We start from the raw sequence: 23,496 nt of genomic DNA, 5'->3' as shown, positions 1-23,496 counted from the left end.
GAAAATGAGCCAATAGTCTGAATATTTTCCGGGGATAAGGGCAAGCTGGGTTTGGCAAAGATGGGGAGATAGCGGGAAAAGGCAGGGGATGGGTCAAAGGAAAAAAACAACCTTTGGCCCATCCCCTTGTCTTAAAGCTGGAGCTCTTTCCGTTCTTCTTCTGTAAATACCCTTGAGCGGGTTAAAAAGCGTTTTCCTTCAGGTCCTTCCAATGAAAACATGCCGCCGCGTCCGTTCACGACGTCAATAATTAATTGCGTATGCTTCCAATAGGCGTACTGATCCGCAGCAATATAAAAGGGGCTTCCGCCGATATGACCAAGCAGGACGTCACTTGCCCCAACCTTCAGCTCCCCTTCCTGGTAACACATCGGCGAGCTGCCGTCGCAGCAGCCGCCGGATTGATGAAACATTAATGGACCGTGAATGCTTTTTAGCTTGTTGATCAATTGAATCGCTTCTTCTGTGGCAACGACTCGTTCAACCATGTTCCGTTCACTCCTTTCCCTTTTCGTAGTCAGGAAGCAACAGGGGGTGGAGTTCGAGGCCGCTGAAAACTTCCTTTTTCGTAACTCGAAGAAGAGTAATGGCTCCGCGCGTTGCGTGCCTTTCTTCGAGAAACCCACTCGTAGCAAGGCTTTCAGGAAACGGCTACGCTCATTACTTAAAAGCCGCAGAAAAAGTGAAAATCGTCCTTTTTCTGCAGCTTCCGGAGTTCAACGCTTCTTAAAAGAAGCCTTGCGCATCTTCGCTATAGCTGACGAGCATATTCTTCGTCTGCTGATAGTGACTGAGCATCATTTTATGATTTTCACGGCCGATGCCCGACTTTTTGTAGCCGCCAAAGGCAGCGTGGGCCGGGTAGGCGTGGTAGCAGTTTGTCCAGACACGTCCGGCCTGAATGGAGCGGCCGAAGCGATAGGCGGTGTTAATGTTGCGTGTCCATACGCCCGCGCCTAATCCATATAACGTGTCATTGGCGATTGAGAGCGCTTCGTCGGCATCCTTAAACGTAGTGACGGACACAACCGGGCCGAAAATTTCTTCCTGGAAGATGCGCATGTTGTTTGTGCCTTTAAAGACGGTTGGCTGAATATAATAGCCGTTTTCGAATTCGCTGCCGAGGCTCGTATTCCGTTCTCCGCCAATCAGGCATTCGGCGCCTTCCTGCTTGCCGATGTCCAAGTATGATTGGATTTTTTCCATTTGCTCCAAAGAAGCCTGGGCGCCCATCATCGTTTCAGGGTCGAGTGGATTGCCGGTTTTGATCGCTTTGACCCGCTCAAGTGCACGCTCCATGAAAGGTTCGTAAATTGATTCATGAATCAAGGCGCGTGACGGGCATGTACAAACCTCGCCCTGATTGAGCGCAAACATGACAAAGCCTTCGATCGCTTTATTTAAAAATTCATCGTCTTTATCCATCACGCAAGGGAAAAAGATATTCGGTGATTTCCCGCCTAATTCAAGCGTAACGGGAATAATATTTTCCGAAGCGTACTGCATGATCAGGCGTCCCGTCGTCGTTTCACCAGTGAAGGCAATTTTGGCGATCCGGCTGCTCGAAGCAAGCGGCTTTCCAGCTTCAACGCCAAAGCCGTTGACAATGTTGACGACGCCTTTAGGAAGCAGGTCTTCGATTAATTCCATTAATACGAGAATGGAAACAGGCGTCTGTTCGGCCGGCTTTAAGACGACGCAGTTGCCTGCGGCCAGTGCCGGGGCAAGCTTCCAGACTCCCATCAAAATCGGAAAGTTCCATGGAATAATTTGTCCAACAACGCCAAGTGGCTCATTAAAATGATAGGCGACGGTATGTTCATCGATTTGACTGATTGAACCTTCTTCACCGCGAATCGCTCCGGCGAAATAGCGGAAATGATCGACGGCCAGCGGAATATCGGCATTTAACGTTTCGCGCACGGCCTTTCCATTTTCCCACGTCTCGGCGACTGCGAGCATTTCTAAGTTCTGTTCGATCCGATCGGCGATTTTATTTAAAATATTGGCCCGTTCTGTTGGGGATGTTTTGCCCCAGGCATCTTTTGCCGCATGAGCGGCATCAAGTGCTAGTTCAATATCTTCCGCAGACGAGCGGGCGACCTCGCAAAAGACCTCTCCTGTAACGGGGGTAATGTTATCAAAATATTGCCCTTTGACAGGAGCCTGCCATTCCCCGTTAATGTAGTTGTCATAGCGTTTTTTAAATGAGACGAGAGACCCTTCCGTATTTGGACGTTTGTAAACCATCGAAATCCCTCCCAAAATAAATGAATTGAGGCAGCCTGGATCACTCCGTATCCAGACAGACCTCTTTACTTGTTCGTGGAAATGCAAGCAATTTCCTTCACATAAATGGAAAAAAGATAATATTTTGTCTATTCCTTTTTAAAGAGAAAAATAAACGTTTAGATTGAGTAGACTTTTGGTGTTTAACTGATTATTTAGAGGCTCCTGATTAAGAGAGGTCATTGAAAACCGTCCTTTTTCGTAACTCGAAGAAGAGTAATGACTACGCTCATTACTTTGTCGACAGGCTTTTTTGGTAGAAGGATTTGGCCCGATCCAGAGCTTCGAACCCGCTCCCGGGATGGGGGGCACGCTTTCCGCAGGCGGGCGTTGAACGAACCGGCACGCCGGTGGATTTCAACCTGCCCTTCCCTCCTGCAGGAGTCGGCCCTCCCATCTCGTCCGCTTTTTCTTGTGCGATACCGTGAGTACAGCTCCAATCCGAGTGTGTGTCAGAACTGTCCTCGGAAAAAATTCCATGCAGGCGAGCTTGGTTTTGCTGCCATGTAGCCGGAAAACTATACGAAAAATGCAACTACTACTGTATTTACCTGAATGTCGAGCGGATGAAATAAACGGAGACTCCTGTGGGAGAAAAAGCAACGGTGAGACCCCACAGGGCGGTAGCCCAAGGAGGCTCACCAGCTTTCCGCGGAAAGCGAAGTCTATTTCAGGAGCGACGGATTCCCCTCTTTTCATTTTTTCGGATAGTCATACGCTCATTACTTAAAAGCTGCTGAAAAAGTGTAAATCATCCTTTTTCAGCAGCTTCTGATTAAGGAGGTGCGTTCATATCTTTATAAGGAAAGGAGGCGGCGTATGGATATAACGGTACGACAGGGAGACAGCCTTTGGTATTACAGTCAGTTATTTTCGCTTTCGCTTCCGCTGCTTGTTGACGCGAACAGACATGTCGCTCCAGACCGTCTGTCAGTGGGAATGCGAATTTCAATACCAGGCTATACAATCAGCGCGTATTATGTAGCGGCCGGTGATTCCCTGTGGGCGATAGCAAACAGACTGGGTCTGCCGCTTGATCAGCTTTTTCTAGTCAATCAGCAGCTAGACGCAAACCATTTACAAATCGGTGATCGTCTTTTGATTCCGCAGCGGGTCACCGCGAAGGTTATCCAAGGAGCAAGGCCATATTGGTCGGCATCCTTGCAAAATGATTTGCGCGTCTTAACGGATGTCTATCCTTTTTTAAGAAGAGAAGTCATTGGAACAAGTGTGATGGGGAAGCCGATTGAGGAAATCCGAATTGGCTATGGCCCGAAAAAAATCCATTTTAACGGCTCCTTCCATGCTCATGAATGGATTACGACCCCTGTGCTCGTTGAATTTCTGAATGAATATGCGCTCGCGTTAACGAATCAAACCGCGATAAGAGGATTGAATATGCAGGCTTTTTATGAGGAAGTCGAGCTTTCCGTCGTGCCGCTCGTCAATCCGGACGGAGTTGATCTCGTCATTAACGGCCCGCCCGCTGAAGAGCCGTACCGCTCCAGTGTAATCGCAATGAACGGCGGGGCGACTTCCTTTTCGGGCTGGAAAGCGAATATTCGCGGTGTTGATTTGAATAATCAGTATCCGGCACGCTGGGAGATTGAAGCAGAAAGAAAACCGAGATCGCCGGCGCCGCGTGATTTTCCGGGCTACCAGCCATTAAGCGAGCCTGAGGCCATCGCCATGGCCGAGCTGACTGAAGCGCGGGATTTCTGGAGAGTACTCGCGTTTCATACACAGGGCGAAGTCATTTTCTGGGGCTATCAGGGGCTTGAGCCGCCGGAAGCAGAAGGAATTGTCAATGAATTCGCCCGGGTCAGCGGCTATGAGCCGATCCGTTACGTCGATAGCTTTGCCGGCTATAAGGACTGGTTTATTCAGGAATGGCAGCGGCCGGGCTTCACCGTTGAACTTGGCAGAGGCACGAATCCCCTTCCACTGTCTCAGTATCCGTCGATTTATCAAAACGCGCTTGGCATTATGCTGGCAGCATTATATATGTAAGAACCGTCTCAACACTTGATGTCTCGGCTTCAGACAAAACAGGCTTTGACAAAGAGCTTGAGACAAAACTAGCTTTGGACCTACTGGCAATGGCTTCACACGCCACAAGCCTGTTGTGAGAAATCCACTCACAACGGGCTTTAAAAGATCGTGGCGGTTCCGCTCATTGCTTAGAGGCTGGGCAAAAGGAAAAAAACAACGTTTTGTCCCAGCCTCTTCTCATGATCGTTCATCTTTTTTACCATAATCCCGAGACTTGTCTCATATAAATTAGGGACAGGTTGGAGAGGGAGAGGAAAGATGACATCATTTTTTAAAGGGGCTTTACTGCTAACGATTGCCGCCTTTGCGGGCGAGTGCATTGAATTTCTTGTGAATATTGTATTGGCAAGGGAATTGGGCGAGGAAGGGCTCGGCTTATATATGTCGATATTGCCGACGATTATGTTTGTCGTAGTGCTTGCCAGTCTGGAGCTGCCGATTTCGATTTCCAAGTTTGTTGCTGAAAAGGAGCAGCTTTTTCACCGTAGTATGCTGTTGCATGCGTTGCGTTTTGCTGCGGTTTGCACGCTGATCTTTGTCGCAGTCTCCGTCTGGGTTCTGCCCCTGATTCCGGTGTTCGATCATTACCATCCGCTCGTGCCCTGGCTCTTTATTCTTTTGATTCCGCTGATCGCTTTTTCTTCAGTGGCGCGCGGCTATTTTATGGGCGCGCAGAAGATGAGCCGCATCGCGTTTGCTAACTTTTTACGGCGGGCCGCACAGCTTGTCCTTCTCTTCTTTATCTTTAATATGATGTCGTTTGCGCAGGACGTCGCCATTTTCGTTGCTTTGTGCACCTTGGTCGCCAGTGAGCTGGTCGTATTTGGCTATTTGTTTTTTGCTTTTTTGCTGCAAATGAATCTGCTGAAACGGCGGCCGCGGGCGACGCTTGACGGAAAAAAAGTGCGGCGTACGTTGCTGGAGGTTTCAGTGCCGACGACCGGACTGCGAATTTTCCACGCGGCGACGTTCGCGCTTAAGCCGTTTTTGATTAAGGAGGCGCTTGTGCGGGCCGGCATGGTCGAGGGGCTGGCGATGACCCAATATGGGAAGCTGGCGGGCGTCGCCTTTTCGATCGGTTTTTTTCCGGCTTTTATTGCGCATTCCTTGTTAATTGTCTTAATTCCGACCGTTTCGGAAGCCTATGCCAAAAGAGAGTTTGCCAGGCTGCGTTCCCTGATGCGGAAAGTGATGCTGCTGACGGCCGGGTACGGCATACCGGCTGTAATGGTGTTTTATTTTTTTGCCGAACCATTGACAAGCCTTTTTTTTGAAAATTCTCCTGCCGTCCGTTATTTGCAGCTGCTCGTACCGTATTTCCTGTTTCATTTTTTTGCGATTCCGATGCAGGCCTTTTTAATTGGCATCGGTCTTGTGAAGGAAGCTTTTGTCCATGCGCTTTATTCAACCGTTTTTTCCTTTGGAATGATGTTTGTCCTTGGCTCGATGCCAAGCATGCAAATGGACGGTGTGATACTTGGAATGAATATGGGGGCTGTGCTTTTAACGCTGATGCATTATGTGACGATTTGCGAGAAAATCAATGTCACGCTTTTGCTGCAGCAAAAGCGTTGAAGAAGAAAGAGGATTCATTCAGGATAAAGAAGGTAATGCTACTAGTAGCATGCCTTTTTTTATGCTTGACTAATTTGTATATACAAGTTAAACTGAAACCGTCATCATTCTTGTATATACAAGCTTATTGTGACGATTTCTTTTACATGCTGTGAAAACGCTTCAAATGAGAGGAGAATGAAGGATGAGTACAAATAAAGAAGCAGCAAAGGCGATTCTTGCTGCGATAGGCGGCAAGGAAAACATTGCCTCGGCCACCCATTGTGTGACGAGACTCCGTTTTGCTTTGCATGATGAAAAACAGGTTGATCAGAAGGCGCTTGAAAATATTGATGTTGTAAAAGGTTCATTTTCAACAAATGGACAGTTTCAAATCGTGATTGGACAAGGTCTTGTTGATAAAGTATATAAGGAATTAGTTGTGTTGGCGGGGATTTCAGAAGCTTCAAAGGATGAAACAAAGTCGGCCGCCGAGAAGAATCTGAATCCAATTCAGCGCGCCGTGAAAGTATTGGCTGATGTCTTTATTCCGATTCTGCCGGCGATTGTCACGGCCGGTCTGCTGATGGGGATCAATAATGTCCTGACAGGAGGAGGGATTTTCTTTGAAGGAGATACAGCGATTATTGATGTCTATCCACAATGGGCCGATTTCGCGGATATTATTCATGTTATTGCCAATACAGCATTCACCTTCCTGCCGGCGTTAATCGGCTGGTCGGCCGTGAAGCGTTTTGGCGGTAATCCGCTGCTCGGGATTGTAATGGGACTGATTTTAGTACATCCGGCTTTGCTGAATGCGTGGGATTACGGCGCGGCGCGGGAAGCAGGCGAGATTCCAACTTGGAATTTGTTCGGTTTGGAAATCAATAAGCTCGGTTACCAGGGGCAGGTGCTGCCGGTTTTCGTTGCTTCGATTATTTTGGCGAAGCTCGATGTCTTTTTGCGTAAACGGATTCCTGACTCCATCCAGTTGTTGACGGTCGCACCGATTGCTCTGCTTGTGACGAGCTTTTTAACATTTGCTCTTGTCGGCCCACTGACGTTTGCGATTGGGAATGGAATTGCAGACGGGTTCATTTGGCTTTTTGGCACACTGCCGTGGATTGCCGGTTTCTTATACGGGATTATTTACGGTCCACTTGTTATTACCGGAATGCACCATGTCTTTCTCGCGGTTGACCTGCAGCTGACAACAGGAACAGAGGCAGGCGGCACGTTCCTTTGGCCGATTCTTGCTTTATCCAATATCGCACAAGGGTCTGCCGCATTCGCGATGTATTTCCTTGTGAAGAACGCCAACTTGAAAGGTCTTTCCGGCACGGCCGGTCTTTCCGCATGGCTGGGCATTACCGAGCCTGCTCTGTTCGGGGTCAATCTTCGCTACCGTTTTCCATTCATTATGGCGATTATTAGTGCCGGGATTGCCGGAATGTTTGTGACGATCAATGGCGTGTTGGCAAATGCGGTCGGCGTAGGTGGTGTTCCGGCGTTTGTCTCGATTCGCGGCCAGGATTGGGGACCGTTTTTCATTGGGATGGCAGTCGTTATTTTGCTTCCGTTTGTGTTAACAGTCCTTTACGGCAAGCTCACGAAACCAAAGAGCTTAAAAGAAGAAGAGTGAACGAAAGAAAGGATGTTATGAAATGAAGGAATGGTGGAGGCGTTCGGTCGTCTATCAAATTTACCCGAAAAGCTTTAATGATACGACAGGCAACGGGGTTGGTGATATTCAGGGGATCATCGAAAAGCTTGATTATTTAAAAAAGCTTGGCGTCGATGTTCTCTGGCTGACACCGATTTACGAATCACCGCAAAAGGATAATGGCTATGATATTGCCGACTATTACCGGATTCATGAGGAATATGGGACGATGGCTGATTTTGAGCGGCTGCTCAAAGAAACGCATCAACGAGGGATGAAGCTGATCATGGATTTGGTCGTGAATCACACATCGACTGAGCATCGCTGGTTTCAGGAGGCGCGGCAGTCGAAAGACAATCCATACCGAGATTTTTATATTTGGAAGAATCCTGTCGATGGAGGGGAGCCGAATAATTGGCAGTCGAAATTCGGCGGCTCCGCCTGGAAGCTTGATGAAAAGACAGGCCAGTATTATTTGCATCTGTTCGATGTGAGCCAGGCCGACCTAAACTGGGAAAATGAGAAGGTACGAAACGCAGTGTATGAGATGATGCACTTCTGGTTTGAAAAAGGGATTGACGGCTTCCGGCTGGACGTCATTAATCTCATTTCAAAGGATCAGCGTTTTCCTAATGATGATGGCAGCGAACCACCCGGTGACGGGCGTAAATTTTATACTGACGGGCCGCGGGTTCATGAATATCTACACGAGATGAACAGGGAAGTGCTGGCGAAGTATGACAGCATGACCGTCGGCGAAATGTCCTCGACGTCGATTGACGCTTGTGTCAAGTATTCAAAGCCGGAGCGGCAGGAGCTGAGTATGACGTTCAACTTCCATCATTTGAAGGTCGATTACCCAAATGGGGAGAAATGGGCGCTCGCTGATTTTGACTTTCTCGCCCTGAAGCGCATTCTCTCAACATGGCAGGTGGAAATGAATAAAGGTGGAGGCTGGAATGCGTTGTTCTGGTGCAATCATGACCAGCCGCGTGTCGTGACCCGCTATGGCGATGACCGGACGTACCACCGGCAATCGGCGAAAATGCTGGCAACGACGATTCATTTGATGCAGGGGACGCCGTATATTTATCAAGGGGAAGAGTTTGGCATGACCGATCCAGGCTTTGAGCGGATCGAAGACTATCGGGATGTCGAAACGGTGAACTTTTACCGGATTATGAAAGAAAAAGGGATTGCTGAAGAGAGGATCATGGAGATCATTAAGCGGAAATCGCGTGACAATTCACGGACGCCGGTTCAGTGGGATGACTCGCCAAATGCCGGCTTTACGACAGGAACCCCGTGGATCGGGGTGGCGCCGAATTACAAGACGATCAATGCCGAACAGGCGGTGGCTGATCCGGATTCCATCTTTTATCATTATCAAAAGCTAATTCAGCTGCGGAAAGAGTATGATGTGATGACGGATGGCGATTATCGGCTGAGATGTGCTGATGATGAGCAATTGTTTGTTTTTGAGCGAAATAGTCAAAACGAGGCGCTGCTCGTGATCAACAATTTTTACGGGAAAGAGGGGACGCTCGATTTGCCTGAGCAGTGGCAACGTTTTGTTGGCCGGGAAAAGCTGATTTTATCGAATTATCCTGATCAGCCGCAATTTGCAGAAAAAATTAGCCTCCGCCCTTATGAGTCTCTCGTTTATCATGTGACAGAAACGTGATACAGTTAGACTAGGTGATAGACATGATCAGAAACAAGTTTCGAATGATTTACGATGAATTAGTTGAAAAAATACAGGCCGGAGAGCTGAAGGCCAATACGCTGCTCCCCTCGGAAAACGAACTTGCCGAAGAGTATCAGGCGTCACGGGAAACGATTCGCAAGGCGCTGAAGCTGTTATCGGAGCACGGCTATATTCAGAAAATGCAGGGCAAAGGCTCGATGGTGCTTGATATTACGAAAATCAACTTTCCGATTTCAGGCCTCGTCAGCTTTCAGGAGCTTGCCGATAAAATGGGGGCACGGACGCGAACCGACGTAGTGGAAGTGAAAAAGGACGTCATGACGCCTGATATTCAGGAGCAGTTTCAATTAACGGCCCCCGAGCCGTGCTGGCATGTGCAGCGGGTCCGAGAGATCGACCGCGAACGAATTATTCTCGATCACGATTATTTGCTTGCTTCTCTTATTCCGAATCTGACTGAAGAGGCATGTGCCACTTCATTGTACGCCTATTTAGAAAAAGAGCTTGGTTTGGATATCAGCTTTGCGAAAAAGGAAATTACGGTGGAAGCGCCGACTGACGAGGATAAGGAACTGCTTGATTTAGAAGACTACAACATGATCGTAGTCGTAAGAAGCCAAGTTTATTTAGATGATGCGACGCTTTTTCAATATACCGAATCGCGTCACAGGCCGGATAAGTTCCGTTTTGTTGATTTTGCAAGACGAAAGCATTAACAGATAAGAAATACGCGTAGCGTATTTCTTATTGACTGTTATACTGGTTATAAAGAAACAAAGGAGGCCTGAAGATGAGTGTGTATCAGTTTACCGTTCAATCGCCGAAGGGGGAAGAGGTGTCACTCGAAGCATACAGCGGCAAGGTGCTGTTGATCGTCAACACCGCGACAAAATGCGGGCTGGCCCCTCAATTCAAAGGACTTGAAAAGCTGTATCAGGATTATCGTGATCAAGGCTTCGTAGTGCTCGGTTTTCCATGTAACCAATTTATGAATCAGGAGCCTGTCAGCAATGAGGAGATGGAGACGGTCTGTGAGCGTGATTTTGGGGTGACCTTTCCGTTGTTTGCCAAAATTAACGTCAACGGGCCGGACGCCCACCCATTGTACAAGTTTTTGAAGCAGGAGAAAAAGGGTGTTCTCAGTCCGGAAATCAAATGGAACTTCACGAAATTTTTAGTCGACCAAAATGGACAAGTCGTTGAACGGTTTGGACCGAACGTTGAACCGGCCAAACTGGAGGAAGCGATTAAAGAGCTGCTGTGAACAGAGGCGAAGGAAAAGAGGGCACTGGACGAAGGCGACAACAGCCTTGTTCAGTGCCCTTGATGCAATCGTAGCGGGTAAAGGATGACGAGGTGAAACGAATGAGTGCAGATCAAATGGTGACAGAAGCCCGGGAGTTTATCCAGGCATGCTACGCCGAGCTGGGCAAGCCGGAAAGCGAAGCGGAAGCAAGAATCAAAATGATTGAGGAACAAATAAAGGAAACGGGAAGCTATGAGCATACAGAAGAAGAGCTGAAGCATGGAGCACGGATGGCGTGGCGTAACAGCAATCGCTGCATCGGCCGTTTTTTCTGGGATACGCTTCATGTTTTTGATGCACGCGGCTTGAAGACGGAGGCGGAAATAGCCGAGGCGCTTTTTCGCCATTTGACGTATGCGACCAATGGTGGCAAGGTCATTCCGGTGATCACGGTTTTTGATCCGGCTAAACATGGCCAAAGACAGGTTCGGATTTGGAATCATCAGCTGATCCGCTACGCCGGCTATGAAACCCCGGACGGGATCATCGGCGATCCGGCTTCGGTCGCCTTGACTTCATACTGCCAGTCGCTCGGCTGGGAGGGGGAAAAGACACCGTTTGACGTCCTCCCGCTTGTGATCCAAGTAGAGAATCGGAAGCCGCAATGGTTTGCGATTCCTGATCACTGCCTTGTTGAAGTGGACATTGAGCATCCGGAGATTGAATCGTTTCGCCAACTGCAGCTGAAATGGTATGCCGTTCCTTTTATTGCCGATATGAAGCTGGACCTCGGCGGGCTGAGTTATACAGCGGCGCCTTTTAACGGCTGGTATATGGGGACGGAAATCGGCGCGCGGAATTTTGCCGACGAATTTCGCTATAATATGCTGCCGAAAGTGGCGGCCTGTCTCGGGCTTGATACGGCAAAGGACAGCACGCTTTGGAAGGACCGGGCGTTGACGGAATTAAATATCGCCGTGCTTCATTCCTATAAAGCGGCAGGAGTCAGCATTGTCGATCACCATACGGCAGCGAAGCAATTTAAACATTTTACGGAGAAGGAACAGGAAAGCGGAAGAGAGGTGACCGGAAAATGGTCCTGGCTCATTCCGCCGCTTTCGCCGGCTGCGACTCATATTTTCCACACCGAATACGATGATACGGTGAAGAAGCCTAATTACTTTTACCAGGAGCCTTTCCTGCCAACTTCCTTTAAGGTAAGATGAGGCCACCATGGAAACACTTTCTTTTTAGAGGAGTAATGGCTCCGCGTGCCCTGCTTCGAGAAGCCACTCTTCAAAATTAGAAAACAGCTTCGCTCATTACTAAAAAGCTGCTGGAACTTTTTCAACAGCTTCGGTAAGATGAGAGGTGAGATTAAGAGATTGGACGTGAATCTATGCTGCAAGTTGAGGAAATAACGAAGACGTATGGCGACAAGACATTATTTCAGCAGATCTCCTTTACAGTTGCCGAAAAGCAGCGAATCGGATTAATCGGTGTTAATGGAACCGGTAAATCAACACTTTTAAAAATATTGGCCGGTGTGGAATCGGCTGATCAAGGAAAGCTGATTCATCCAAATGCTTATCATATTGAATATTTGCCGCAGCAGCCTGAGGTAGATGAAGAGATGACGGTGCTGGAGCATATTTATTACGGCGATTCGGCGATCATGGTCGCGATGAGAGCCTATGAGGACAGCTTGCTAGCGTTTGAAAAGCATCCGCAGGACAGCCGCTATCAGGCGCAATATATGAAGTGCCAGCAGCAGATGGAGGAGCTTCAGGCATGGGAAGCGAATACGGTAGCGAAAACGATCTTAATGAAGCTTGGGATTCGCGATTTCACAGCGCGGCTTGGAGCGCTTTCCGGCGGTCAGAAAAAACGGGTCGCGATTGCAAAAGCGTTAATTCAGCCGGCTGATCTGCTGTTGCTGGATGAGCCGACGAACCATCTCGACCACGAAACGATCGAGTGGCTGGAGGGGTATCTGGCCGGCTATAAAGGGTCAATTATGCTGATTACGCATGATCGCTATTTTTTAAACCGCGTTACGAACCAAATTTATGAATTGGACCAAGGCCGCCTCTTTGTCTATGACGGCAACTATGAAGTGTTTTTAGAGAAAAAGGCGGAACGTGAGCTGCTTGAAGCAGGCCAGGAGCAGAAACGGCAAAACTTGCTGAGACGTGAGCTTGCCTGGCTGAAGCGGGGCGCAAAGGCGAGAACGACGAAGCAGAAAGCACGGATTCAGCGGGTTGAGGCGTTACAGGAGCAGGAGCGGCCGGCGTCGAAAAGTGAGTTTGATTTCGCGATCGGTTCCAAACGTCTCGGCAATGATGTGATCGAACTGAAGCAGGTGAACAAAAGCTACGATGGCCGCCAGTTGATCAGTCAGCTCGACTACTTAATTGTTCCAGGGGAACGATTGGGGATCGTAGGCCCGAATGGCAGCGGCAAAACGACATTGCTAAACCTGCTGGCCGGCCGGGTCGAGCCTGACGCGGGGACGATTTCGATCGGTGAAACGGTCAGAATCGGCTATTACACGCAGGAGGACGCGGAAATCAACGGAGAGCTGCGGGTGATTGATTATATTAAGGAAGTCGCTGAAGTCGTGTATACGAAAAGCGGCGAAGCGATTACGGCGGAACAGATGCTGGAGCGTTTCTTGTTTTCCCGTGCTGCGCAATGGACGTATATTCGCCGTCTGTCGGGCGGTGAAAAGCGCCGCCTGTATTTGCTGCGCATCCTGATGGCAGAGCTCAATGTGCTCTTTCTTGATGAGCCGACAAATGATTTAGATACGCAAACATTGTCCGTATTGGAGGACTACCTCGATCAATTTCCTGGAGTCGTGCTGACCGTTTCCCATGATCGTTACTTTTTGGACCGGGTTGTCGATCATTTACTCGTATTTACAGAAGACGGAGACATTCAACGCTTTCAGGGCCATTACAGCGACTATTTGAACTGGCAAAAAAACGAGAGCGACGAAGCAAAGGAAGTCATAAAGGAAAAGGCGGCACAGCAGCGGGTCAAGCCGGTGAAGAAAAAGCTTTCGTACAAGGAGCAGAAGGACTGGGAGCAAATCGAGGACAGGATTAGCGAGCTTGAGGAGCGGAAGGATGAGCTTGAGCAGCAAATTGTAAAAGCAGGCAGCGATTATGGCCGCATCCAGGAAATCATGCAGGAAAAGGAAGCGGTCGATCTCGAGCTTGAAAGCGCGGTGGAGCGCTGGACGGAATTATCCCTGCTCATTGAAGAAATCGAAAAAGAGAAAGAAGAACGGCTTAGCTAAAGATCCGGGGCTTGGCAAAAGGTAGTTTTTTTACCTGATGCCAAGCCTCTTATTTTTTGCTGAGAAAAAATAATATTTTCGCTCGGCGGCCCGACTGCAGGTGCTGTCGCTGTCTGTTAGCTAAAAAAGAGAAAAGTCGAACGGTGAATAAGAGATAACAGGGATGCTGTCGAAATGGCGTTTGTTTGTCTCTGAAGGTCAGAAAATGACGCCGCTGATGACGGTGGAACGCATATTGACAAGACTTGAACGATCATAATACAATTCATTCAGGTTTTTGCAAAATACAGAAAAATGAAATTATTCAGTTATCATTTGCTATTTTTGAAAACGCTTACTTACGGAAGCGGAACGGAGGTGCGACGAGCGGTCAGCTGAGAAAGTGTTTTCAAAGTCTACTATACCTTTTAAAGGGGGAAGTCCGTGTGAAGAAGAATAGTCTTGTTTTATTTGTACTATCGTTAGCGCTATTGTTGGGCTTGGCTGCTTGTGGTGGAGAAGAAACGGCAACAGATGATCCGGCACAGGAGGAAGGTCCGGCGGAACAGGAGGAGGAAGAAGCAGAGGACGATGCAAGCGGTGAAGCGGTAGACTACCCGACAAGAAACATTGATATCGTAAACGGCTGGGGCGCAGGAGGGGGAACAGACCTTTTCTCCCGGGCAGTGGCTCAGGAGCTGCAGGACATTCTTGGTGTGAGTGTAAATGTCATTAATCAGCCAGGTTCCTCAGGTGCGATTGGGACGGATTATTATATGAACACCCCAGCTGACGGCTATACCCTCTATGCTATTTCAGCGTATACGTTGAGTGTTGCCAGCGGAAATACGCCACATGGACTTGAAAACTTCAGAGCGCTTGCCCGTTTCCAGGCTGACACGACGACGGTTCAGACACTGGCTAATGGCGAATTGAATACATGGGAGAAGTTTGTTGAAGCGGCGAAAGCGAATCCGGGCGGTGTTTCTGTCGGGGGGACAGGCGTTGGAGCGACGGACGAGCTATTTGCCCGTCAAATGGAGCAGGCGGTCGGAATCGAATTAAACTATGTCGGATTTGATGATGCCGGCTCGATGCACGCTGCGCTTCTCGGCGGTCATATTGATGCGATGATGGAAGAACCTGGGCCGACGATTTCCTACTTGGAAAGTGGAGAAATGGTGATGCTCAATGCTTGGGTAGAAGAGCGGCTTGACGCATTCCCTGATGTGCCGACGACAGCGGAGCTTGGCTATCCGGAATTAACGGATGCGGTGACGCGAGGTCTGATTATTCACGCCGATGTGGACGATGCGATTGTTGATATTTTGGTCGATGCTCTCGAAGAAGCGTATCAATCAGAGCGCTATCAGGAATACGCAGAAAGCTCTTATTTGCATATTAATGAGGGCTGGCTTGGACCGGATGAATTTTATCAGAAAATGCAGGAGCAGATTGATCTTTATACTGAGATTTTGGAAAGCATGGGGTAAGAAGAGCTTGTCTACGAAAAGCTCGATTCCACCCTGTTAGGATAGCTGTGGTTCGCTGCTCGCTTAGAGAGGAGGACCCCGCTCCTCTCTGGGCTATTAAAAATCCAGCAACTGTGCGCCCGGCTATGAGGTAAGCTTAATGACGATTGAAGGAGGTAGCTCATGAGGTCGAATCTGGTCATTTCCATCATCGGGATTGCATTTTCAGCATTTTTTCTTTATCAATCTACGATTCTGCCGATTCCGCAACGAAACATTATTATCGGTCCTGAATTTTGGCCGATCATATTGACAGTGGCGATGCTGATTGTGAGTGTTTCACTGCTGATTAAGACACTGCTGTCAGCGAAGAAAGAACCTGCCGCTGAATCAAGCGTTGAAGAAACAGTGCTGCTAAATGAAGAGGTGGCAAAGGAAGTGGAAATCGACGAGCCTGAGATCGCCTATCCAAACCGGATGTGGATGATTATTTTAGCCGTCGCACTCTATATTGCTCTTGTAGGGCTTGTCGGATTTATTATAACGACTGTCGTTTTCCTTTTTGCTGCATCCTGGATCCTAGGTCTGAAAAAGTGGATCTCCCTGACGTTAACCTCTGTGCTTAGCACAGCAGGCCTCGTCTTGATCTTCACCTTCTTTCTGACTCTTCCTTTACCGCGAGGAGTAGGGATCTTTAGAGAGCTGAGCTTTCTCTTTTATTAACGAGAGAGAAACTATTAGAAAAAGGAGGCTAATCAATGATTGAAGGACTACTTGCCGGCATTTCGAGCGTCATTGTGCCGATTCACTTTTTTGCCCTGTTTCTCGGCGTCTTTCTCGGATTTATAGGAGGGGCGACACCCGGCATCAGCGGGACGATGCTCGTCATCATTCTGATCCCGATCACCTATGGCATGAGTCCGTCGGCGGCCTTTCTGATGCTGACGGCGATCTATGCGTCTTCTGTCTTCTCCGGGTCGATTAGCGCGATTCTTTTCCGGACACCAGGCACGCCGGAAGCGGTTTGTACCGTATTCGACGGCTATCCGATGGCAAAGCGCGGAGAGGCGGGAAAGGCGCTCGGGATTGCGATTTTCAGTTCAGCCGCCGGTGGATTAATCGGGACGATCTTCCTCATTACGCTTACGCCGGTATTGGCGAAGGTGGCGCTGACCTTTTCCTCGGCTGAATATTTTGCGATCGCCTTACTCGGTTTGACCGTCGTCGCCTCGTTAAGCAACGGCAAGCTGCTTTTAGGGGCGTTAGGAGTTTTATTTGGCCTGTTTATTGCGACTGTCGGGATCGACCCGATGTCAGGCGTTTCCCGTTTTAATTTCGATTCTGTTCAGCTTAATGGCGGTATTCCGTTTATCCCGATTTTAATCGGTTTGTTTGCGATGTCGGAAATCATCAGGAAATCGCAGGAGGATCACGCGATTAAACATAAAATCAAGAATGTCAGCTCGAAGCTGCCTGATCTTGCCCTGATGCGGACAATTGCCGGGACGATCGGCAGGTCCTCACTGATTGGCACCTTTGTCGGCATTCTTCCCGGAGCAGGGGCGACGACGGCGGCGATGCTGAGCTACAGTGAATCGGTACGCTGGTCAAAAACGCCTGAAAAATTTGGCACCGGGATAGCGGAAGGAATTGCTGCGCCGGAATCAGGGAATAACGCCGGTGCGATGGGGGCGATTGTTCCATTGCTCGCTCTTGGGATTCCCGGGAGTGCGACGACAGCGGTCATTTTGGGTGCCTTTATTTTGCATGGGATTCAGCCCGGGCCAATGCTGATCGTTCAGCAGGCCGAGCTCGTCTATACGATTTTTGTCGGCATGCTTGTTGCGATCCTATTTATCCTTATCTTAGCGAAGCCGTTTATCTCGATTTTTGCGCAAACGATGAAAGTGCCTTATACTATAATGGGGCCAATTATCATTCTTTTCTGTATAATTGGAACATTTGCAGTCAGAAACTCAATCTTTGACATTTGGGTGATGCTCGTCTTCGGCGTGGTCGGTTATTTTCTTGAGAAAATTAAATTTCCTGTTGCCCCAATTGTGCTTGGCGTCGTTTTGGGGCCGTTGGCGGAGGAAGAGTTCCGAAGAGCAGTTCAAATGGCGGGTGGAGATTTCATGGTCTTTTTGACAAGGCCGATTAGCGGTACCTTAATTGTGATAGCCGTTATTTTATTGCTGCTTCCGCTTATTAAAAAGCTCTTTAAATTGCTGAGCTCAAGTAATAAGGGAGGTTCCGTTGGCGCCTAAATTTTTTTTGAGGAGGGTATGCAATGGGTTCATTGGATGGTGTCAGAGTAATTGATTTAACACATGCATTGGCTGGACCATATTGTACGATGCTTTTAGGACAGATGGGAGCCGAGGTGATTAAAGTAGAAAAATATCCTGATGGGGATATGATTCGTGACCAAGGCCCTTACATTAACGGCGAAAGCTACGGTTTCATGATGGCGAACCTGAATAAAAAGGGAGTTCGACTTAATTTAAAAACGGAAAAAGGCGTTGAGCTGTTTTATAAGCTGATTGAGACGGCTGACGTCGTTGTCGAAAACTTCCGTCCCGGTGTGACAAAAAAGCTCGGGATCGACTATGAAACATTGAAAGCGAAAAAGCCTGACCTGATCTATTGCTCCATTACCGGCTATGGCCAAACCGGCCCTTACAGTCAAAAGGGCGGCTTTGACATCATGGCCCAGGGACTGTCGGGCATCATGTCGATGACAGGGGAAAAAGGCGGAGCTCCGGCCAAGGTCGGAATTGCGATCCACGATATCGCCGGAGGGGTAACGGCGATGTACAATATTCTGTCCGCCTATATCCACCGCTTGAAAAAGGGCGAAGGACAATATATCGATGTTTCTTTAGTTGATTCAGGCCTTGCCTGGACCGTGTGGGAAGCTGCCGGCTATTTCGGTGCAGGGGAAGTACCACGACCGAATGGCTCGCGTCACCGGGTGAACGCTCCGTATCAGGGAATCAAAACGAAGGACGGTTATGTGTTAGTCGGTGCGGCGAATCAGCGTCTATGGGAGAAGTTTTGCCAGTCCGTCATTCATCGGCCTGAACTAATTGAAGATCCGCGCTTCAATACAAATGATAATCGGATTAAGCATGTTGATGAGCTTGAACAGATTTTGGAGGACATTCTCGTGACGCAGCCAACGGATTACTGGGTCGAGGAGATGGGCAAAGCCGGCGTTCCGGGTGGACCTATTCTGTCTTATGATGAAACGCTGGCGAATGAACATATCCTGGCAAGGGGCATGATCCAGGAGATTGAGCATCCGACGGCCGGTATGATTAAAGTACTCGGAATTCCGGGGAAGGCGACAGAAAGCCCGGGCCAGCTTACAAGACCGGCACCGACGCTTGGGCAGCATACGGAGGAGATTTTGCAGGAATTGGAGCTGTCCGCCGAAGAAATTGCTTCCTTAAAAGAGGAAGAAATCATTTAATGGCTGTCTGAGGCGAAAAAGTAAGCGCTCTCGTACTGGCATTAGACGAGTTGTAAGGAGGAAAGGCAATGGCCAAAGTGGAAAATAAGCCTGATGTGTTTGTCGAGAAAAACGGAGGAATTGCGACGCTGTTTCTGAATCGACCAGAAAAGAGAAATGCTTTTCATTTTGCGATGTGGCAGGATATCGGGAAGTATGTGCGGGAGATTGAGGAAGATGATGACGTCAAAGTACTGATTATCCGTGGCGTCGATGAAACCTCCTTTGCCGCCGGAGCTGATATTAGTGAATTTAATACGCTTCGTTACACGGCTGAAGGAGCAAAGAAATACAATGATGAAACGATGGCGATGGAAGAGGTTTTGCTCGATTGCACAAAGCCGACGATCGCGATGATTCAGCGCTATTGTGTCGGAGGCGGGCTGGAGCTGGCGATGGCCTGCGATTTGCGCTTTAGCTCAGAAACGGGGTTGTTCGCGATTACGCCGGCGAAGCTGGGCCTTATTTACAACTTGAAACCGACGAAACGACTCGTGGATTTAGTCGGTCCGGCAAGAGCGAAGGATATTTTATTCTCAGGTAGGATCCTGGATGCAAAAGAGGCCTATGAATTTCGTTTAATTGACGGCGTCTATACGGAAGAAGAAATCGTCGAAAAGACGTATGAATACGCCGCTCTACTGACAGAAAGAGCGCAACGAGCGGTAAAAGGCTCGAAACGAATCATTAATGAAGTCGTAGGTGGAGCGCAAGAAGAGTCCGAGGAAATCGCCCAATTGATTTTGGATTCGTTTGAATCAAGCGATTACAAGGAAGGCGTGAAAGCATTCCAGGAAAAACGAAAGCCGGTATTTAAAGAAGTGTAAAAGAAAAGGGTGTATCCAGGCGAGGTAAAGAGGCTGTGATACACCCTTTTTTGAAGGAGAAAAGCAGCTGCGCGGTTTCTTATTGGTAAAAACGGTAAACATGCAGGAATGTTTTGCGTGAAACCAGAAGAGGTATATGAACGTATATCGTGTAATAAAAGGGAGGGTGAATCATGGAAAAAAAAGAAACAAGGGCACTGATCGAGACCGTTATGGAACAATTGGCGGAGAAGGTTGGATTTCTCGGCATTGAGGATGAAGAAAGTCGCCGTCGTATTTGTTCTTCGGCCAAGGAAATTTTGAAGACGACCGATAAAGTCATCAAAAGTTACATACGAGTTTCAACTGAAAAAAATGGCATTACCCGGATTCCTGCTTACCGGGTTCAGCATAACAACATTAGCGGATTTTACAAGGGAGGCATCCGCTTTAGCGAGTTTGTCAACGAGGAAGAGGTTGAGAACCTGGCGATTTTAATGACGTTAAAGAATGCGCTTCATCGTTTGCCTTTTGGCGGAGCAAAAGGCGGGGTTCATGTAGACCCGCGGAAATACTCGGAGCGTGAATTAAATTTAATCAGCAAAAAATACGTGCAGCGGTTCGCGCGCGATATTGGGCCAAATCACGACATTCCGGCTCCCGATTTAGGGACAAATGAGAAAGTGATTGACTGGATGGTCGGTGAATATAAAACGATTAACCCTGGCGAGCCGTACCTCGGCTCCTTTACAGGAAAAAGTGTCGCCAACGGAGGCGCCAAGGGGCGGCGTGAGGCAACAGGAAAAGGGACGTTTCTCAGTTATTCATGGCTGCTCAATGAGTGGATGAAGCAATATGCTGATGAGAAAGCGGTCAATCGTACGAAGCAGTGGCAGACGTTGCAGGCATTCCAGGAAGAAATCAGCCAAGGGAAGGAAATTGCCGTCGCGGTGCAGGGATTTGGAAATGTCGGCAGCGTCGCCGCTTTGGAAGCCTACCGCTATCAGGCGATTCCTCACAAAGTCGTCGCCGTATCTGATCGTTTTACGACATTGTATCATGAGCAAGGGCTTGATATTGAAAAGCTGGTTAGCTATACGGCAAAAGGCCATGATTTACCATCCAATCAGGAACAATTGCTGGCGGCGGGAATTGAAGCCGATGTCATGCCGGCGATTGAAGTATTAACCGTGCCGACAGATGTGCTGATTCTCGCCGCTGTTGAGGATGTCATCAATCAGAACAACATGGATAAGATTCAGGCGCGCATTTTAGTAGAGGGAGCCAATGCGCCGATTTCGCAGGAGGCTGATTTGTTTTTTGAAGAGCAGGGAACGGTTGTCATTCCCGATATTTTGGCAAATGCCGGCGGCGTCATTGTCTCCTATCTGGAGTGGAAACAAAGCCGGGTGACCGAGCTGTACTCGGAACATGATATTTATGCCGACATGTCGGCTCAGATGATTGAAACGCTGCAGGCCGTATATGAAGCCTACTTCTCATCCGTGGAAAAGACGATGCGCTTCACCTGCTTTACTCTTTCTTTGGCAAGGCTGACAGATTTGCTCTACCGTCACGGCAAGCTGTATTAATAGGTAACGAGGCTGTGCAAAAGTCGAATCCGGCTTTTTGCACAGCCTTTTTCAATGGGAAGAGTCGCGGAAGAGCAAAAAATTTCGGGGTAATTCGAGGAGGGGCGTCGGCTTCGGACGTTACACGGATGTCTGAAAGAAGGACGTTTTCAGACATCCTTAAAAGACTGTAACGGCTCCGCCCGCCGCTTTAAAGAAAAACGCCAATGGCGTTTTTCTTATGCTATATTTTCGGCGGGTGCTGCGTATAGATGAAGAGAGTTGCTGTAAATGGCAGAAATCGTTTTTAGAAGAGAAAGGGGATTGTGATGCTGCATATTGTATTCTCATATTCTGCTGAAAAAATGGTGAGACACGCCTTGAAGGGCAAGGAGGGGCCTTTTGCGGGGGACGTCCTCTCCTATGAGCCGCAGCTGCAGCTCGGCGATCTGCAGGATGATAGGAAACGTTTTCGGAAATGGGTGGATGTTTATCAGGTGCCGGGCTCCGATGAGGAGATGGCGATGTTCATCAAGGCGCTGAGACAGGCGGAGCAGAACGTGATTGAGGCGCTTAGGAAAGAAAAGGAGGCGGTTTTTTGGGTTGGAGAAACAGCCGGCGATGAACTGGCCTTTTTACGTCTGACCACTCTGCTGGAGGAAGAGAATGCCTTGCTCATGCTCAAACGGATGAGAGGGAGGCTGTCGGCGAAGGATCTTGAAGATGTTGAGCCTGTTGTTTTAACGGAAGAAACATTGGGGCAGTACCGGGAAAAATGGCAGGAGATCAGTAAACAGGGGGACAGGCTGCGCATCAGACGCGGGAACTTCGCTTACGATTTCGTTGAGGATTCTGTTTATGATGAGCAATTGCTCGCCCTGCTGCCGGATAAAGAGCCGGTCAGGCTTGTCGTTGTAGCCGGAGAACTATACAGTAAAGCTCCTCACCTCCCTTATTATTTTTTTATTTGGAGAATTGATTGCTTAAAGAAAACAGGAATTATCGAGGTCGAAGGCGAAGAAAAAGGGATAAAGACTATGTCAATTAAACGACTAAAGTGAGGGCGTAAAGATGAAAATGGCACTGTATCAAATGGAAATCATCCCGGGAAACCCTGGAGCAAATAGAGAGAAAGTGAGACGGTGGGCGCATGATGTCATGCAAAAGGAGCAGCCTGAATTATTAGTTCTACCGGAAATGTGGACAACGGCCTACACGCTGGAGAGTCTGTCGGACATTTTAACGGAAGACGGAGATCAGACGGAACCGTTTTTGCAGGAGCTCGCTTCCTCCCTTCACGTACCGATTGTCGCCGGCTCGATCGCCGTGAAAGAGGAGGAGCAAATATTCAACCGGGCTTTCGTGATCAATGAGCAGGGACAAACGGTTTATCACTATGACAAAATTCACCTCGTTCCGATGCTCGATGAGCCAAACTATTTAACAGGTGGACGGAATCCGGTAAAGGTATTTGAAGTGACAGGGCGTAAAATGGGGCTTGTCATCTGCTATGACCTGCGCTTCCCTGAATTGTTCCGCTCGCTTGCTTTGCAAGGAGCGGAAGTGATCTTCGTCCTCGCCGAATGGCCGATGGCCCGCATCCACCATTGGGAGGTGCTGCAACAGGCGCGGGCGATCGAGAACCAGGTGTTCATCGTCAGCTGCAATTGCGTCAACAGCTACGATGGAGTAGAATTTGCCGGAACGTCGCTAGCGATCAACCCATGGGGCGAGATCGTCGCCAAAGGAAGCAAAGCCGAAGAAGAAACGATTACGGCCACTCTCCCGCTTCATGAAACAGCGCGCATCCGCAAGGAGGTCCCGGTCTTTTCCAGCAGGGTGCCGGACTTGTATTAAGGGAGCTACCGCTCGATAGCACGAGCCTGAACCAGCTAAGGAGTCTTGGCTGGTTTTTCGTTCCAGCATGCAAGAAAGAGGAGGTTAAAATGAATCGAACTAGACCTGTACGTTTTTATGAGGAGAGATTAAAGGATATTGATGAAGACATTTGCATAATGATTTCAAAACCACTTGAGTATATAGCAAAAAGTATTTTATGAGCTGGATTTCGGAAATTCGTATGAATGTAGAAAAGAAAGTGGTAACGGTAATAGAGGTCATCAACATATAAAATTTGTTATAACCCCAGCATTGCCTGATAATTTAGAGGGAATTGACATAAAGCTCTGCAAATATTTCGATCCTTATTGTTAATGACACTCTATTATGTCCAGAAATTGATGGTACATTTTGTCCTAAACTTGACGGATTTATTGCCATTTAAAGTTAGGGAGGCTTGTCAGGCCTCCCAAAATAATCTATAAATCTACCTCAT

Annotated in this window: 18 protein-coding genes; 16 read left to right on the top strand and 2 right to left on the bottom strand. The window is 48.5% G+C overall.

What is annotated here, in order from left to right; genetic code table 11:
• Window positions 1–131: 131 nt before the first annotated feature.
• Window positions 132–488 carry a DUF779 domain-containing protein gene (locus tag M3202_RS19355; protein ID WP_251224876.1) on the bottom strand — a complete coding sequence of 119 codons (357 nt, stop codon included), beginning with the start codon at window positions 486–488 and terminating at the stop codon, window positions 132–134.
• 238 nt (window positions 489–726) lie between these two features.
• Window positions 727–2,250, bottom strand: a complete 1,524-nt coding sequence (adh, locus tag M3202_RS19350; protein WP_251224875.1) for an aldehyde dehydrogenase — start codon at window positions 2,248–2,250, stop codon at window positions 727–729.
• Between the two features lie 858 nt (window positions 2,251–3,108).
• On the opposite strand from adh, the gene M3202_RS19345 reads away from it, so the two are divergent.
• The 16 genes from M3202_RS19345 (at window position 3,109) to M3202_RS19270 (ending at window position 23,018) form a co-directional block, all read left to right on the top strand.
• Window positions 3,109–4,299 carry a M14 family metallopeptidase gene (locus M3202_RS19345; protein ID WP_251224874.1) on the top strand — a complete coding sequence of 397 codons (1,191 nt, stop codon included), beginning with the start codon at window positions 3,109–3,111 and terminating at the stop codon, window positions 4,297–4,299.
• 300 nt (window positions 4,300–4,599) lie between these two features.
• On the top strand, window positions 4,600–5,916 hold the full coding sequence (locus M3202_RS19340) for a polysaccharide biosynthesis protein (RefSeq protein ID WP_251224873.1): 1,317 nt from the start codon (window positions 4,600–4,602) through the stop codon (window positions 5,914–5,916).
• Between the two features lie 184 nt (window positions 5,917–6,100).
• On the top strand, window positions 6,101–7,540 hold the full coding sequence (gene treP, locus M3202_RS19335) for a PTS system trehalose-specific EIIBC component (protein WP_251224872.1): 1,440 nt from the start codon (window positions 6,101–6,103) through the stop codon (window positions 7,538–7,540).
• A 22-nt stretch (window positions 7,541–7,562) separates the two neighbouring features.
• Window positions 7,563–9,245: an alpha,alpha-phosphotrehalase gene (treC, locus tag M3202_RS19330; RefSeq protein WP_251224871.1), complete on the top strand. Its 1,683-nt coding sequence runs from the start codon at window positions 7,563–7,565 to the stop codon at window positions 9,243–9,245.
• A 23-nt stretch (window positions 9,246–9,268) separates the two neighbouring features.
• Window positions 9,269–9,985, top strand: coding sequence for a trehalose operon repressor (treR, locus tag M3202_RS19325; RefSeq protein ID WP_251224870.1), 717 nt, complete (start codon window positions 9,269–9,271; stop codon window positions 9,983–9,985).
• A gap of 74 nt (window positions 9,986–10,059) precedes the next feature.
• Window positions 10,060–10,533, top strand: a complete 474-nt coding sequence (locus M3202_RS19320; RefSeq protein WP_251224869.1) for a glutathione peroxidase — start codon at window positions 10,060–10,062, stop codon at window positions 10,531–10,533.
• A 101-nt stretch (window positions 10,534–10,634) separates the two neighbouring features.
• Window positions 10,635–11,741: a nitric oxide synthase oxygenase gene (locus M3202_RS19315; RefSeq protein WP_251224868.1), complete on the top strand. Its 1,107-nt coding sequence runs from the start codon at window positions 10,635–10,637 to the stop codon at window positions 11,739–11,741.
• A 173-nt stretch (window positions 11,742–11,914) separates the two neighbouring features.
• Window positions 11,915–13,819, top strand: a complete 1,905-nt coding sequence (locus M3202_RS19310) for an ABC-F family ATP-binding cassette domain-containing protein (protein ID WP_251224867.1) — start codon at window positions 11,915–11,917, stop codon at window positions 13,817–13,819.
• 425 nt (window positions 13,820–14,244) lie between these two features.
• The gene (locus M3202_RS19305; protein ID WP_251224866.1) at window positions 14,245–15,291 is read left to right on the top strand and encodes a tripartite tricarboxylate transporter substrate binding protein; all 1,047 of its coding nucleotides are present in this window, start codon (window positions 14,245–14,247) and stop codon (window positions 15,289–15,291) included.
• A 162-nt stretch (window positions 15,292–15,453) separates the two neighbouring features.
• Window positions 15,454–15,993: a tripartite tricarboxylate transporter TctB family protein gene (locus M3202_RS19300; RefSeq protein WP_251224865.1), complete on the top strand. Its 540-nt coding sequence runs from the start codon at window positions 15,454–15,456 to the stop codon at window positions 15,991–15,993.
• 35 nt (window positions 15,994–16,028) lie between these two features.
• Window positions 16,029–17,537 carry a tripartite tricarboxylate transporter permease gene (locus tag M3202_RS19295; protein ID WP_251224864.1) on the top strand — a complete coding sequence of 503 codons (1,509 nt, stop codon included), beginning with the start codon at window positions 16,029–16,031 and terminating at the stop codon, window positions 17,535–17,537.
• A 23-nt stretch (window positions 17,538–17,560) separates the two neighbouring features.
• Window positions 17,561–18,745, top strand: coding sequence for a CaiB/BaiF CoA transferase family protein (locus M3202_RS19290; RefSeq protein WP_251224863.1), 1,185 nt, complete (start codon window positions 17,561–17,563; stop codon window positions 18,743–18,745).
• Window positions 18,746–18,813: 68 nt separating this feature from the next.
• Window positions 18,814–19,611 carry an enoyl-CoA hydratase-related protein gene (locus M3202_RS19285; RefSeq protein ID WP_251224862.1) on the top strand — a complete coding sequence of 266 codons (798 nt, stop codon included), beginning with the start codon at window positions 18,814–18,816 and terminating at the stop codon, window positions 19,609–19,611.
• A gap of 173 nt (window positions 19,612–19,784) precedes the next feature.
• The gene (locus M3202_RS19280; protein ID WP_251224861.1) at window positions 19,785–21,182 is read left to right on the top strand and encodes a Glu/Leu/Phe/Val family dehydrogenase; all 1,398 of its coding nucleotides are present in this window, start codon (window positions 19,785–19,787) and stop codon (window positions 21,180–21,182) included.
• Window positions 21,183–21,490: 308 nt separating this feature from the next.
• Window positions 21,491–22,222: a DUF3658 domain-containing protein gene (locus M3202_RS19275; RefSeq protein ID WP_251224860.1), complete on the top strand. Its 732-nt coding sequence runs from the start codon at window positions 21,491–21,493 to the stop codon at window positions 22,220–22,222.
• A 10-nt stretch (window positions 22,223–22,232) separates the two neighbouring features.
• On the top strand, window positions 22,233–23,018 hold the full coding sequence (locus M3202_RS19270) for a carbon-nitrogen family hydrolase (protein ID WP_251224859.1): 786 nt from the start codon (window positions 22,233–22,235) through the stop codon (window positions 23,016–23,018).
• Window positions 23,019–23,496: the final 478 nt, after the last annotated feature.

The sequence above is a fragment of the Halalkalibacter oceani genome, from assembly GCF_023715605.1.
In the GTDB taxonomy this organism is placed as follows: domain Bacteria; phylum Bacillota; class Bacilli; order Bacillales; family Bacillaceae_D; genus Halalkalibacter; species Halalkalibacter oceani.
The sequence above is the reverse complement of the archived record's forward strand: the minus strand, read 5'-3'. Positions and strand labels throughout refer to the sequence as shown.

What these genes read in the sequence shown, in the direction of transcription:
- treR (WP_251224870.1), top strand. Translation starts at nt 9,269, where the DNA reads ATGATCAGAAACAAGTTTCGAATGATTTACGATGAATTAGTTGAAAAA.
- M3202_RS19300 (WP_251224865.1), top strand. Translation starts at nt 15,454, where the DNA reads ATGAGGTCGAATCTGGTCATTTCCATCATCGGGATTGCATTTTCAGCA.
- M3202_RS19310 (WP_251224867.1), top strand. Translation starts at nt 11,915, where the DNA reads ATGCTGCAAGTTGAGGAAATAACGAAGACGTATGGCGACAAGACATTA.
- M3202_RS19285 (WP_251224862.1), top strand. Translation starts at nt 18,814, where the DNA reads ATGGCCAAAGTGGAAAATAAGCCTGATGTGTTTGTCGAGAAAAACGGA.
- M3202_RS19320 (WP_251224869.1), top strand. Translation starts at nt 10,060, where the DNA reads ATGAGTGTGTATCAGTTTACCGTTCAATCGCCGAAGGGGGAAGAGGTG.
- M3202_RS19340 (WP_251224873.1), top strand. Translation starts at nt 4,600, where the DNA reads ATGACATCATTTTTTAAAGGGGCTTTACTGCTAACGATTGCCGCCTTT.
- M3202_RS19270 (WP_251224859.1), top strand. Translation starts at nt 22,233, where the DNA reads ATGAAAATGGCACTGTATCAAATGGAAATCATCCCGGGAAACCCTGGA.
- M3202_RS19275 (WP_251224860.1), top strand. Translation starts at nt 21,491, where the DNA reads ATGCTGCATATTGTATTCTCATATTCTGCTGAAAAAATGGTGAGACAC.
- M3202_RS19345 (WP_251224874.1), top strand. Translation starts at nt 3,109, where the DNA reads ATGGATATAACGGTACGACAGGGAGACAGCCTTTGGTATTACAGTCAG.
- M3202_RS19355 (WP_251224876.1), bottom strand. Translation starts at nt 488, where the DNA reads ATGGTTGAACGAGTCGTTGCCACAGAAGAAGCGATTCAATTGATCAAC.
- treP (WP_251224872.1), top strand. Translation starts at nt 6,101, where the DNA reads ATGAGTACAAATAAAGAAGCAGCAAAGGCGATTCTTGCTGCGATAGGC.
- adh (WP_251224875.1), bottom strand. Translation starts at nt 2,250, where the DNA reads ATGGTTTACAAACGTCCAAATACGGAAGGGTCTCTCGTCTCATTTAAA.
- M3202_RS19290 (WP_251224863.1), top strand. Translation starts at nt 17,561, where the DNA reads ATGGGTTCATTGGATGGTGTCAGAGTAATTGATTTAACACATGCATTG.
- M3202_RS19280 (WP_251224861.1), top strand. Translation starts at nt 19,785, where the DNA reads ATGGAAAAAAAAGAAACAAGGGCACTGATCGAGACCGTTATGGAACAA.
- M3202_RS19315 (WP_251224868.1), top strand. Translation starts at nt 10,635, where the DNA reads ATGAGTGCAGATCAAATGGTGACAGAAGCCCGGGAGTTTATCCAGGCA.
- treC (WP_251224871.1), top strand. Translation starts at nt 7,563, where the DNA reads ATGAAGGAATGGTGGAGGCGTTCGGTCGTCTATCAAATTTACCCGAAA.
- M3202_RS19295 (WP_251224864.1), top strand. Translation starts at nt 16,029, where the DNA reads ATGATTGAAGGACTACTTGCCGGCATTTCGAGCGTCATTGTGCCGATT.